Genomic DNA, 13747 nt, shown 5'->3' on the forward strand with positions numbered 1-13747 from the left:
TATGTGATATTACCTAACATATAAGGTCAGCTATTTTCAGAAAATTCATGTTTTTCTCAGAAAAATCTAGATTATTCGAAAATATGGTGTTAGGATAGCTAACATATAGAAAGGGAGGCGTATAAAATGGATACAGGGAATATTGCATTTATTTTAATTTGTAGCGGTATGGTTTTTCTAATGACTCCAGCATTAGCATTTTTTTATGGAGGATTGGAACGACGCAAAAACATCCTCAATACCATGATGATGGTGATTTGTACGATGGGCTTGGCGTCCGTCCTCTGGGTCGCTCTAGGGTATACATTATCCTTTAGCGGGACAGGATCATTTATTGGCAATTTAGACAAAGTCTTTTTCAATCATGTTTCGATGTCAGAAGGAGAGGGAATTCCTGAAGGGTTATTTGCTGCCTTTCAAATGATGTTTGCTTTGATCACAACGGCGATCATCACTGGATCAGTTGTTGGAAGAATGCGGTTCTCTGCTATTTTCCTATTTATTGGCTTCTGGCTGGTTTTCGTGTATTTTCCAATGGCGCATATGGTGTGGGGCGGCGGCTTCTTAGATGCGATCGGCTCGATCGACTTTGCAGGAGGCAATGTCGTTCATATCAGCTCAGGAATCAGTGGGTTAGTCTTAGCGATCGTTGTCGGCAAACGACGAGAATTTCATCAAACGGAATATCGACCTCATAATATTCCCTTCGTTGTTCTAGGAGCGGGATTGCTATGGTTCGGTTGGTTTGGCTTTAATGCCGGCTCTGCTCTAGCAGCTGATGGCCTAGCGATCCACGCCTTGATGACCACGAATACGGCAGCAGCCAGTGCAATGCTGTCTTGGATGTTGATTGAAAAACTCGTCGTGGGCAAACCGACGATCGTCGGTGCTTGTACCGGAGCAGTGGTGGGCTTAGTTGCGATTACTCCAGGGGCGGGGTTTGTCTCCCTTTGGTCTTCCTTTATCATTGGCGCTTTAGTCAGTCCATTTTGTTACTTCTTTATTTCTGTCATCAAACATCGATTAGGCTTAGATGATGCTTTGGATGCCTTTGGGTGCCATGGGGTAGGCGGAATCTTTGGCGGTTTGATGACCGGAATTTTTGCTGATCCAGCTGTTGGTGGACATTCAGGATTGCTTTATGGCGGTATTGATCTTTTTATCGCACAGGCCGAAAGTATCGTGTTCACGATTTTGTTTGCCGGTATCCTATCCTTTGTCATTATCACCTTGATCAAATGGGTGATACCGATTCGGGTCTCTCAGCAAGAAGAAGCGGTGGGGATGGATCGGATCGAACATGATGAAACGGCCTATCCTACCTTTATGGGGTTAGATTCTTAAGAGTGGAGGAGCAGTCATGAAAAAAGTTGAAGCGATTATTCGCCAAGAAAAATTAGAGGAGCTAAAAGCCGCATTGGATCAATCGGATCTGATCAGCGGGATGACGGTCAGTCAAGTCCTCGGATGTGGCAATCAAAAAGGCCTAAAAGAGTTTATTCGTGGCCAAGAAGTGATCACGACTCTTTTACCAAAAGTAAATGTCCGTTTCGTTTTAGCAGATGAAAAAGTTAACGATGTGATTGAGTTGATTTTATCGATCTGTCGAACAGATGAAGTCGGTGATGGCAAAATATTCGTCTACCCGTTGGAAGAAGCGATTCGGATTCGCACCAATGAACGAGGGAAAGCCGCCTTATAACAGAAATTCTTAGACTATGAACCTTGCAGCAAAAGCAGTGAACGTAGAGGGAAGGACCAATGAAAATTGGTCCTTTTTGCGTGCTTCGCTTGATTCCTTGCTTGGTAGGGAACCTCTGTTCGTTTATAATGAGAAGTGAGGTGAGCAACGATGTCGGAACTGCAATTTCCCTTAAAAAATGATACGAGCCGCAAAATTATTCATATTGATATGGATGCTTTTTTTGCTTCGGTGGAAGAACGGGATGATCCTGAGCTGGCCAAGCATCCCCTCGTGATTGCCCGTCACCCAAGCGATACTGGCGGACGAGGAGTGGTCACGACAGCGAATTATTTGGCGCGACAATATGGTATCCATTCGGCAATGAGTGCGCAAAAAGCCTACGAGCTTTGTCCGCAAGCGATTTTTAAACCGGGGAATCATCAAAAGTATCGTGAAGTGTCCCAGCAAGTCAGAGAAATTTTTCACCGATACACCGACATCATCGAACCAGTTTCTATCGATGAAGCGTATCTAGATGTGACAGTTAACAAAATCAATTGTCCTTCCGCGATCAAGATCGCTCGTTTGATTCAACGAGACATCTGGCAAGAGACTCATTTGACCTGTTCGGCGGGTGTCAGTTACAACAAATTCTTGGCAAAACTATCTTCCAATTATCATAAACCACGAGGATTAACGGTGGTGATGCCGGATGAGGCAGTGGCCTTTTTACACCAACTACCCATCGATAAATTTCATGGGATCGGGAAGAAAACTGTCCCCAGGATGCATGAGTTAGGCATTTTTACAGGAGCAGATCTATACGCTTGGAGTGAGATGGCGTTGATCCGCGAATTTGGCAAAATGGGGTATTCCTTGTATCGGAAAGTTAGAGGAATCCATGATTCACCAGTCAGTGTGACCAGAGAACGAAAATCAGTTGGAAAAGAGCATACGTACGGCAATCCATTAACTAGTGAAGAACAAGTTTTGAGCCAATTACGGGCTATCGCAGAAGAAGTCGAAAGATCACTGAAGCGCACACAAAAACATGGCAAAACAGTCGTGTTAAAAGTCCGTTACAGTGATTACTCTACGATCACCAAGCGAGTGACCTTGCCAACCTATGTTCATAAAAAAGAACAGCTGTTTTCCGAAGCAAGTCTGATCTGGGAAGAAATTTTAGGTTTGGAAAAAGGCATCCGTCTTTTGGGGATCACCGTCACAAATCTTGATCCACTGACCTATGAAAATATCGTACTGCCCTTATGGCAACTATCTGACGAGCAGTAGGTAAAAGAGGAGGAGCAAAATGACACTCTATCAAGTATATGACACGATGGTGGGGTTGGCTGATCAGGAGCGAAGTGAAAAAATGGCCGCCTACATGCGGCATCAGTTTGATTTTCTGGGCATTCCTGCGCCATTGCGTCGCCAGCAAGAAAAAACAGCCTTTAAAGCAGCAAAACAAACGAAAACGGTCGATTGGGATTTTATCGATCATTGTTGGCAAAGTAACTATCGAGAACACCAGTACTTTGGGATTGATTATTTAGTTGCGATGGAGCCCTTTTTAATAGCCGTTGATCTAGCAAAAATTGAACAGTTGGTCATAACGAAAGCTTGGTGGGACAGCGTGGACGCACTGAGTGAGGTCGTCAGAAAACTTGTTCGCCGATTGCCAGCGTTAAAGGTTGAGATGCTTCGTTGGAGTCTTGACGATAATCTTTGGCTACGGCGCGTGGCGATTCTCCACCAACTGTTGCAAAAAGAACAGATGGATGAACCATTGCTAGAAGAGATCCTTGTCAACAATTTGGGTAGTTCTGAATTTTTTATCAACAAAGCCATTGGCTGGACCTTGCGAGATTATGCCAAGACAAATCCTCAGTGGGTTCAAGATTTTCTCCTGCGCTATCAAACAAGTCTGGTGCCTTTGACGGTTCGTGAAGCGAGTAAGTACCTTTAAAAAGTTGCTTTACTGGCTGAATATAGCAATAAAAAACACCGTGCAGTATCTTTTTTGAAAGATGCACGGTGTTTTGATCGTTAAATTTGTTTTTTGATTTGTTCGTAGCTTGCTTCCGCATCTTTGCACTTTGCCCAGATAACCGCTTTTCCTTGTTCACGGGATGCAGCAAGATCAATGATTCGTTGATTGCTGCTGCCACGAAATTGCAAGTTTAGGTTTCGCTTACTGAGTTCAAAGCGGCCGTCCACCAAAATATCGATTTTGGATAAGAGTTCCAGTTTATCAGGTGTTTCCAAAAGCAATTCTTCATAGGTGTAGCCGGACCAGCTCCAAATATCTTTGCTGTGCCCAAATTCAGCACGAACCCGATCAACGACTTTCAGACAGACTGTCGTGTTTAAGAAAGGTTCGCCGCCTAGGAGTGTCAGTCCTTGAACATACTCATGTCGCAGATCTTCAATGATTTGATCCTCTAGTTCTTGCGTAAAAGGTGTCCCATAGCGAAAGTTTTGGACGGCTTTGTTGAAACAGCCTTCACAAGCAAACAGACAGCCGCTCACATACAAACTATTTCGAATGCCTTCACCATCCACAAAGTTGAAGGCTTTGTAATCAGCAATATAATTTTGGCTATATTCTTTGGCTTGCCATTCTTTAGGTTTCGGATTTCTCATAAGAAAACTTCTTTCTATCATGAATTACAGGGATTGGTCTTCAAGAAAAGGAGTGTAGAAGAATTCCAGCACTCCTTTTTCGTTTATTCTTGCAAATGTTTGACCCGGGCAGAAATTTCTTTGTGCCGTCCATTGACCATTGGACGAGCTTGAGGATTTCCAAGATACCCACAGGTTCTTTTGACGACGTCACAACTTTTTGGGTCATGATTGCCGCATTGCGGGCATTCGAAGCCCCGTTCGGTTGGATTGAAATCTCCTTCATACCCACACTCATAACAGTGATCGATAGGGGTATTTGTTCCAAGATAGGCGACCCGATCATAAGCGTAATCCCAAACCGCTTCTAACGCTTTTGGATTTTGCTGCAAGACTGGGTATTCACAGTAATGAATAAACCCGCCAGAACAGTATTTTGGATATTCTTTTTCAAAATCAAGTTTTTCAAATGGTGTCGGATTTTTCCGCACATCATAGTGGAAGCTGTTGGTGTAGTATTCTTTGTCGGTAATGTTTTCAACTTCACCGAATTTTTCGGTATCCAAGCGGCAGAAACGATCAGTCAGGCTTTCACTAGGCGTCGAATACACGCTGAAATGATAGCTGTATTCATCGCCCCAAGCATCTGCATGAGCTTTCAGTTCTTTCACGATCGCTAGGGTAAAGGCTTTTGCTTCTGGATCTTGTTCCCATGTTCCACCATAAAAAGCCGAAGCAGCTTCATACAAACCGATATATCCAAGAGAAACAGTAGCACGTTTGTTTTTAAATAGTTCATTCACATTGTCTTTGCGATCCAAGCGTTCACCGAAAGCTCCGTACATATAAAGGATCGGCGCATTCGCAGGGCTGGCTTCTTTACAGCGCTCCACCCGATAGACAAGAGCATCCTTGACGATTTGTAGACGGTCTTCCAGCAGCGTCCAGAATTTTTCTTGATCACCATTTGCTTCTAAAGCGATCCGAGGAATATTCAATGTTACGACGCCTAGATTCATCCGACCGACATTGACTTCTTCGCCACGTTCGTTTTTCCAGCCTTGCAAGAAAGAACGACAGCCCATCGGCACTTTAAAGCTGCCGGTCAATTCAACCAATTTATCATAATTCAAAATATCAGGATACATCCGTTTGGTGGCACACTCTAAAGCCAGTTCTTTAATATCATAGTTCGGATCGGTAGGGGCCAAGTTGACGCCACGGCGAATACTAAAGATCAATTTTGGAAAAATAGCGGTACGCTTCTCACTGCCTAACCCCTTGATGCGAATTTGGAGAATCGCTCGTTGGATCTCCCGTTCGAACCAGTTGATTCCTAAACCAAACCCAAGGGAAGTAAACGGCGTTTGTCCGTTTGAGGTGAATAACGTATTGATTTCGTATTCTAGACTTTGCATTGCATCGTAGATATCTTTGCGCGTTTTGCTCTTCGCATAAGCTTCCCGACGTTCAGGCGACTCGATCCATTCTTCGGCATCTTTTAGATGCTTTTGATAATTCAACTCAGCAAAAGGAGCCAATAATTCATCTGTTCGATCAGCAGAACAGCCGCCATATTGACTCGATGCTACGTTTGCAATGATTTGTGAGATTTGAGCGGTGGCCGTTTGGATCGATTTTGGCGATTCCACTTCGGCGTTCCCAATTTTAAACCCATTATTCAGCATGCCTTTAAAATCGATCAAGCAGCAGTTGGTCATTGGGGTGTAAGGATGATAATCCAAGTCATGGTAATGAATGTCGCCTTTTTGGTGAGCATTTGCCACGTGAGGAGGGAGCATTTTCAAACCGATCGATTTTCCTACGATCCCAGCGGTCAAATCACGTTGTGTATTGAACACATTGCTATCTTTATTGGCATTTTCATTGACGACCGATTGATCTTTATTCATCAATTTGTTGATCGTAAAGTTGATGTCTGTGGCTTTGCTGCGCTCGAAATCACGATGGGTCCGATAGTTGATATATTCTTCAGCCAAGGCATACTCGTTTTTTGCTAATAAGATATGCTCGACGATATTTTGGATCTCATAGATTTTTACATTCGTACGAAAACGTTCCGCGATCTCGTGATCGACACTGTCAACGATCTCGGTGATTTTTTCGTGGTCGATGGGAGAAAGCTCGCCGTTGATTTTTCTTAGGGCTTTCACTAACGCATCGTAAATTTTTTGATCATCAAAATCGACAAGCCGTCCATCACGTTTAACGATTTTTAACTGACGCAAAGCGGACTGTCTTTCCAACCCTTGCTCAGGATTTCTCTTAATGTTCATCATTTCTACCACTCCTTATCTTCCTCAATATAATAAAACAAATTGTAGGAATGAGCAACTATATATAGTGGTGAATAAGGGTTGGTAAATTGGATATACACAATATATGGTGTATATTCATTGGAGTGTTTTCTGAGAAAACTGATAAGATTAAGGATTTGGTTGTTCCATGTTTCACATAATGAATAAAAAACTTTTTTAAATTTATTTTTTCTCTGTTTTGAAGCAGAAGTATTCAATGAAAAAGTATGCTACCATAAGGAGAGAATTTTATTAAAGGAGGGTTCTATGTGAAAAATATGATTGATGTGAAGCATCTGACCAAAAGTTACGGCACTCGTTTCAATCAAACCAAAGTATTAGATAACCTTTCTTTTGCAGTGGATCAAGGAGAATTTGTCGGGGTCATGGGGCCTAGCGGCGCTGGGAAAACGACCTTGATGAATCTGTTGTCTTCAATTATGCGACCTAGCTTAGGCTCGATCTACATCGATGGCAAAGACATTACCCGAATGTCGGAAAAAGCCCTCAGTGATTTTCGTCGTCAGCAGATCGGTTTTATCTTTCAAGACTTTAATCTTTTAGAGACGTTGACTGCCAGAGACAATATCTTGCTTCCCCTTGCCATTGATCGCTTGCCCGTAAGTGAAACCCAAGAGCGCATTGAACAAACGGCCAATTTGTTAGGAATCGACCACTTGTTAGATCGCTACCCAGAAGAATTGTCTGTAGGGCAAAAACAGCGGGTCGCTGCTGCTCGAGCAATCATTAGTCGTCCGGCGGTCCTTTTTGCTGATGAACCCACTGGCGCCCTTGATTCAAAAGCGGCGACAGAATTGTTACGGTATTTAGCACAAATCAATCAACAAGAGAAAACAACGATCTTGATGGTCACGCATGATCCTTTCACCGCCAGCTACTGCAACCGAATTTTATTCATCCGAGACGGTGTCTTCTTTGCAGAAGTCGTCAAAAAAGGCGGGCGTCAGGAATTTTTTGAAAAAATCATCGATATGCAGGCAACGATTGGAGGCGGTCCGCGCCATGTTGTTTAAAATCGGCTGGCGGAGTTTTTTGCGGCAGTTTCGCAACTATATGGTGTATTTTATTTGTATGATGACCGCCGTGATGATTTTCTATTCCTTTAACGCCTTGATGAATGATCGTCTGCTGAATCAACGAGTCCAGCAAGATATCCGCATTGAAGGGGTTTTAGGATTCGGCAGCAGTGTGGTTGCCTTTGTCGTCTTGTTTTTTATGCTGAGTGCCAATCATTTTTTTCTTAGTCAGCGGCAAAAAGAAATCAGTGTTTACCAGCTTTTGGGGCTGCGGCAAGGTCGTCTGGCTTGGCTGTTGCTGCGGGAAACGTTTCTATTGAACTTTTTCTCTTTAGTGACCGGCATCTTTATGGGGATTATTTTTTCGAAATTTTTTTCTATGATTTTGATTCGAGCGATGGGCTTGAATTTAACGAGTCATTTCTTTAATTCACCCCAATCGATTTTTTCAACGGTTTTTGTCTTTATCGCGGCGATGATTATTTTGAGTATTCAAGTGATCCTTTTTGTATGGCGTACCCCAATGAGTGAGCTGATCAAGACTGAATACCGCTTACCGATCAAGAAAATGAAAATGACCCCGTTTCGTTCATTAATGGGGGTTATAGGTCTGATTCTACTGGGGGTAGGCTACTATTTGTCTTTGACCCTGCGGGAAACGTGGACCAACTATATCACGTACACACAAGATTTTTCAGCAATTTTATGGATTCCTTTATTGATTCTGTTTTGTTGTGTGACGGCAACCTATCTTTTTTTTGATTGCTCGTTGCCGGCATTGTTATATTTTTTGAGTAAGCCGAAAAAACGTCTTATCAAAGGGGCGAAACTGATTGCTTACAATAACGTGCGTGCTTACTTGCAAAGAACGTGGAAAAGCTATGCGCTTTTGACGATCATCACAGCGATCGCAATCTCCCTGATCGGGGGAACGATGGGGGTCATCTCATTAAACTATCAAGCAACGAACCGCATTTATCCAACGTCCTTTCAAGTGTCAGAAGAGCAGGCAAATACCTTGCGGGACCTTTTAGAAAAAGCCGATACACCGATTATTGCCGAACAATCGATTCCCTATAAAATGACCAATATGACGGTTCAAACCCGTTACCTTGGAGAGTTGCAAGACGAAAATATTGAAAATATCATGGTGAATCTGGTCGCTTTTTCTGATTATCAGCGTCTGCGAAAACTGGTTCCCGATGCCCCGGAGATTCAACTGAGTACCGATAAACAAGCGGTGCTTTTTGACAGTCAATACGATGTGACTCGTTCGTTTATCACCTATCGCGATGAGGTCAAAATCGGCAGTCAACATACGTTCAAACTCATTCAAGCAGAACAGGATTATTTTGGGGATTCTGCCTTGCGCTATTCCTTGCCGAATGTCCTTGTCATCCAAGATGATGCGTACCAGCAAGTTGAGGGCTTCACCTATAGCGTTGCTTATTTACAAACAGACAAGGTGCAAACGGAGAGCTTGACTCAGCTGCTAGATGAAGAGCTGCCGATCGAGTGGACGCATCCTTTGACCTATGAGTTTAGCGATGACCAAAAAAGCGTGCGTTTTTATCCAGAGACTGCCCGAGATTCCACCAGTGAGAATAACCAGATGACCGCATATCGACTGACCTTAGCGAATCGTTTTACAACGATGCGCGGCGTGCGGCGGCAAGCAGGAATCGTTTTGTTTGTGTCATTATTTGTAGGTGTGATCGTTTTGATCACGACATCCAGCAGTTTGATCGTTCGGCAATTTTCAAATACCGAGCGGGAGAAACACAATTACCGATTATTGACCAAATTAGGTTACACCCGAAAAGAAGTACGCAAACTCGTTTACTGGCAAAACATCTGGATTTTTATGCCAGGTACGTTACTGGCGATCTTGCATGCCGTCTTTGCCATCAATACCTTCACCCAAATCATCGACAGTCCTGGGTATTGGGTGGCTCATTTGTTTGCGGCAGTTGCAGCAGTCGTCTATCTATTTGCCTATTTGATTACCGTCAAGCTGTGTCTGCGAATAATTGAAACTTGATTGAATTCTTGATAAAACGATCCTTAGAATTGAAGCGAACCTTACAAGTTAGACCAAAAAATCTAATCTTGAGGATCACGACAAAACGAGGATCGTTTTTTCATTTAACCAATCTTTTTGTATTTCCCTCTGGCACCAGATTAAGAGAATGGTATAATCATAATCAATGAGACAAAGGAGGAAGCAAGATGGAGAAAAAAGAAGAACAGCTTTTAATAGACCTAACGACTGCACGTGGGGTTCCTGGGAATGAGGAGGAAGTGCGTGAAGTCTTTAAAGAATATGCCAAAGACTTTGCTGAAGATATCTTTTTTGATGGTTTAGGAAGTGTCATTGCCAAACATGTTGGTGATGGCGGTGGACCGAAAATTTTTATATCGGGACATATGGATGAAGTCGGCTTTATGGTAACTAAAATCACAGAAAAAGGCTTTATTGAATTCCAGACCCTTGGTGGTTGGTGGGGGCAAGTGATGCTGGCACAGCAAGTCGAGATCAAAACCAATGAAGGCAAATTGATCCACGGTGTCGTCGGTTCAAAACCACCCCATGTCTTGAGTCCAGAGACTCGAAATAAACCGTATGATATCAAAGATATGTTCATTGATATCGGCGCTTCAAGTGAAGAAGAAGCCAAAGGCTGGGGGATCCGTCCGGGAGATATGATCACCCCTTATATCCAATACAAACGGATGAACGACAGCAAATTTTTATTAGCCAAAGCATGGGACAATCGCATCGGTACGGCGGTATCACTGCGGGTATTAGAAACCTTGGCAGCCGAAGGACATCCAAACTGCTTGTTTGCTGGCAGTGACGTGATGGAAGAAGTTGGCCTAAGAGGGGCGCGAACAAGCACTCACTTAGTGAATCCCGATATCGCTATCGCACTAGATACTGGTACCGCTGGGGACACACCTGGAATGACACCAAAAGAAGCGGATTCTGTGTTAGGCAAAGGCCCACAAGTCTTGATTTTCGATGCTTCCATGATTCCTCACAAGAAATTATTGAATTTTGTGATCGATGTCGCAGAAGAGATGGAAATTCCTTTCCAATATACCGTGATCACTGGTGGAGGAACCGATGCTGGTCAAATGCATTTGACTCGTGATGGGGTCCCTTCGATCGCTATTACCGTGCCCGTTCGTTACCTGCATTCTCATACTTCTATCATTCATGAGGATGACTACTTCAATACAGTCAAGCTTGTGACGGAAGTGGTTCGCCGCTTAGACGATAAGACCGTTAAAGCGTTGCGCAGTTATTAAGGTGAGTCTATGAGATCAAATACAATGATTCGAGAGACCGCCAAAAACTCCTTGCGCGGATTCTGGGGAACGTTCGTCTTAAGTATTTTAGCGACGGTTGCGGTACAAGCGGTGGTCAGCTCGCTTTTTAGTAGTATTGGGACTTCTTTTGGTGCAAACAATGCAGGGAGCTGGATCGATCTGATCTTGGACAATTTTGTCTTCTTTGCGTTTTCGGTAGCGTTGAGTATCATGGCACTCTATCTGGTTCGTGGCAGAGGAATCAACGTGGGGGATATTTTTCTCGTCTTTGATAAGCGTCTGTATGTACCGTTTTTGCTACTAAATTTAGTAAGCGCGCTTTTAAATTATCTTTTGAGTTTTGCGATTTTCTTGCCGCAGTTTGTCTTATCAGGACTCAATCAATATTTGGACTTGGTATTCAATTTTAATCGGGGAATCTCTATTGATGTGGCGATGTTTAATGGCTCGGTCGCTTTTGTGATTGGGACCTTTCTCTCCATCATTTTGTTCTTCTTTTTGTCACAAGTCGTTACTGGTGTGATTCAATTAGCAATCTATCTGCGCTATGATCAACCGGAATTAGGGGTTCTTCAGTCAATTAAAGTGGCCTTTGCGCTCTTGCGTCCACATCTGGGTCAATACATTTGGCTACAGTTATCATTGATTGGCTGGTTTATTCTCGGCTTTTTGGCACTGATGATCGGGATGCTATGGGCAAACGCCTACGCTTATGCAGTTAATGCAGTATTTTATGAGGAATTGATCAATGAACAACGAGCGATGATCAGATAAACAAAAAAGACGATGGCCCATTGGTCTGGCTCCCTGCAGATAGAGTAAAAAACTCATTCATAGGGTTCTACCAATAGACGTCGTTTTTTTCTCGTTTTCTCGATCTTTTTTTGCAAAAAAATGGTCGGATTTTAGTCAAATCAGCTGAGATGTGATAGCATAAAAGAAGTAGAAAACCAGCTTGAGCCAAAGAGGAGGAAACACAAGTGAAAATAACTGTCTTAGGTTGTTTAGGTGCCTATCCGTATAATGGTGAAGGGACTACTGGCTATTTAATTGAGTCGGAAGGCTTTCATTTACTGCTTGATGCGGGAAGCACCACCTTGGTCCAACTAGAAAAAATCCTTGATCCCTTAGACTTAGATGCAGTGATTCTGACGCATTACCATCACGATCATATTGCGGATCTAGGGGTATTGCAATACTATTGGCAATTATATCCAGGAAACGAAGAACGCCAGGTTTTGCCAATCTACGGACATGGGGAGGACACAGTTCATTTTGAAAGCCTGACGATGCCTGGAGTGACTCAAGGAATTGATTACCTCCAAACGGAGTCATTGGAATTGGGCCCGTTTACCATTACCTTTATGAAAACGATCCATCCAGTCACTTGCTATGCCATGCGATTTGTTGAGAAAAGTACAGGCAAGGTTTTTGTTTTTACAGGCGATTCTGGCTACTTAGAATCTTTTGTTCCGTTTGCACAAGGAGCTGACCTGTTTTTGGCAGATACCTATCTTTTTGCAGGCAATGAGCGGCACAAGGCTCATTTTACGTCAAAAGAAGCAGGCGAGATTGCCCATGCGGCGCAGGTAAAAAAATTAATGTTGACGCATTTGCCGCAACACGGTGATTTAGAACAGTTACGAGAAGAGGCTGCACTAGCTGCCAATGGGATCCCCGTTGAATTGGCGGCTGTTCAAAAAATAATTGAAATCATCTAATTAGGAGGAACGAATAGTATGCTTTTTGTACCGAACGAACTGAATGACCCACGCATCAATTTAGCCATCGAGATTTTTCTTCTTCAAGAAATGAAAGTGGATGAACCCATCTTACTTTTTTACATTAATGAACCATCGATTATCATTGGACGCAATCAAAATACGATCGAAGAGATCAATAAGGAGTATGTGGATGAACATGGGATACATGTCGTTCGTCGTTTCAGCGGCGGCGGTGCAGTCTATCATGATTTCGGAAACTTGAATTTCAGCTTTATTATGCCTGACGATGGGAATTCTTTCAGAGATTTTGAAAAACTGACCAAACCAATCGTCCAAGCTTTACATGAGATGGGGGTTGAAGGGGCGCAACTAAAAGGCCGCAACGACCTTGTGATCAATGACATGAAATTTTCTGGGAATGCGATGTACGCAACAAATGGCCGGATGTTTGCTCATGGCACGATCATGTTTGACAGTGATATCAATGAAGTAGTCAACGCCTTGAAAGTCCGTAAAGACAAAATCGAATCAAAAGGTATCAAATCGATCCGTTCAAGAGTGACCAACATCAAACCATTCTTGCCAAAAGAGAAGCAAGACATGACGACTGAAGAGTTCCGTCAAGAAATCTTATTGAAGATTTTTGGTGTCGATTCCGTGGAAGACGTCAAAACCTATGAACTAACAGAAGAGGATTGGGTCAAGATCAATGAGATTTCCGATAAGTATTATCGTAACTGGGATTGGAATTACGGCAAATCACCAGCCTTTGATATCGAACGTCGTCATCGATTCCCGATCGGCTCCATCGAAGTTCGTTTAAATGTGGCAGAAGGAAAAATCACAGATGCCAAAATCTTTGGCGACTTTTTCGGCCTAGGGGACATTGCAGATGTAGAACAAGCACTGATCGGTACTCGTTATGCCAAAGAAGATTTGGCACAAGTCATTGCCAACATTGATGTCAAAAAATATTTTGGCAACATCACGCCTGAAGATTTTCTTTCATTGATTTATTAAAAAAAA

The 13747-nt window shown here is 43.0% G+C and carries 12 protein-coding genes; 10 read left to right on the forward strand and 2 right to left on the reverse strand.

The window, feature by feature from the left end; all coding sequences use genetic code 11:
* The first annotated feature begins 126 nt into the window (after positions 1–126).
* The 4 genes from CO692_RS14500 (at position 127) to CO692_RS14515 (ending at position 3653) form a co-directional block, all read left to right on the forward strand.
* Positions 127–1344 carry an ammonium transporter gene (locus CO692_RS14500; RefSeq protein ID WP_077452479.1) on the forward strand — a complete coding sequence of 406 codons (1218 nt, stop codon included), beginning with the start codon at positions 127–129 and terminating at the stop codon, positions 1342–1344.
* Between the two features lie 16 nt (positions 1345–1360).
* The gene (locus CO692_RS14505) at positions 1361–1702 is read left to right on the forward strand and encodes a P-II family nitrogen regulator (protein ID WP_096742536.1); all 342 of its coding nucleotides are present in this window, start codon (positions 1361–1363) and stop codon (positions 1700–1702) included.
* A gap of 150 nt (positions 1703–1852) precedes the next feature.
* Positions 1853–2977 carry a DNA polymerase IV gene (dinB, locus tag CO692_RS14510; protein WP_096742537.1) on the forward strand — a complete coding sequence of 375 codons (1125 nt, stop codon included), beginning with the start codon at positions 1853–1855 and terminating at the stop codon, positions 2975–2977.
* Positions 2978–2996: 19 nt separating this feature from the next.
* Entirely contained in the window at positions 2997–3653 is a 657-nt protein-coding gene (locus CO692_RS14515; protein WP_096742538.1) for a DNA alkylation repair protein, read from the forward strand.
* Positions 3654–3733: 80 nt separating this feature from the next.
* On the opposite strand, the gene nrdG is transcribed toward CO692_RS14515, so the two are convergent.
* Positions 3734–4330: an anaerobic ribonucleoside-triphosphate reductase activating protein gene (nrdG, locus tag CO692_RS14520; protein ID WP_096742539.1), complete on the reverse strand. Its 597-nt coding sequence runs from the start codon at positions 4328–4330 to the stop codon at positions 3734–3736.
* Between the two features lie 83 nt (positions 4331–4413).
* Complete coding sequence (nrdD, locus tag CO692_RS14525) at positions 4414–6609, reverse strand: anaerobic ribonucleoside-triphosphate reductase (RefSeq protein WP_096742540.1); 2196 nt, start codon at positions 6607–6609, stop codon at positions 4414–4416.
* A gap of 287 nt (positions 6610–6896) precedes the next feature.
* Here nrdD and CO692_RS14535 point away from each other — a divergent pair, with 287 nt between their 5' ends.
* The 6 genes from CO692_RS14535 (at position 6897) to CO692_RS14560 (ending at position 13741) form a co-directional block, all read left to right on the forward strand.
* Positions 6897–7661: an ABC transporter ATP-binding protein gene (locus CO692_RS14535; protein WP_096742542.1), complete on the forward strand. Its 765-nt coding sequence runs from the start codon at positions 6897–6899 to the stop codon at positions 7659–7661.
* On the forward strand, positions 7651–9705 hold the full coding sequence (locus CO692_RS14540) for an FtsX-like permease family protein (RefSeq protein WP_096742543.1): 2055 nt from the start codon (positions 7651–7653) through the stop codon (positions 9703–9705). Before CO692_RS14535 ends, CO692_RS14540 begins: the two co-directional genes overlap by 11 nt.
* A 188-nt stretch (positions 9706–9893) precedes the next feature.
* Positions 9894–10976: a M42 family metallopeptidase gene (locus tag CO692_RS14545; RefSeq protein WP_074932768.1), complete on the forward strand. Its 1083-nt coding sequence runs from the start codon at positions 9894–9896 to the stop codon at positions 10974–10976.
* 24 nt (positions 10977–11000) lie between these two features.
* A complete protein-coding gene (locus CO692_RS14550) occupies positions 11001–11771 on the forward strand; it encodes a DUF975 family protein (RefSeq protein WP_096742544.1) in 771 nt (256 codons plus the stop codon).
* A gap of 206 nt (positions 11772–11977) precedes the next feature.
* Positions 11978–12718, forward strand: coding sequence for an MBL fold metallo-hydrolase (locus tag CO692_RS14555; protein ID WP_005229857.1), 741 nt, complete (start codon positions 11978–11980; stop codon positions 12716–12718).
* Between the two features lie 18 nt (positions 12719–12736).
* On the forward strand, positions 12737–13741 hold the full coding sequence (locus tag CO692_RS14560; RefSeq protein ID WP_015509943.1) for a lipoate--protein ligase: 1005 nt from the start codon (positions 12737–12739) through the stop codon (positions 13739–13741).
* Positions 13742–13747: the final 6 nt, after the last annotated feature.

Origin of the sequence: Enterococcus sp. FDAARGOS_375, assembly GCF_002393265.1 — a bacterium.
Classification (GTDB): domain Bacteria; phylum Bacillota; class Bacilli; order Lactobacillales; family Enterococcaceae; genus Enterococcus_D; species Enterococcus_D innesii.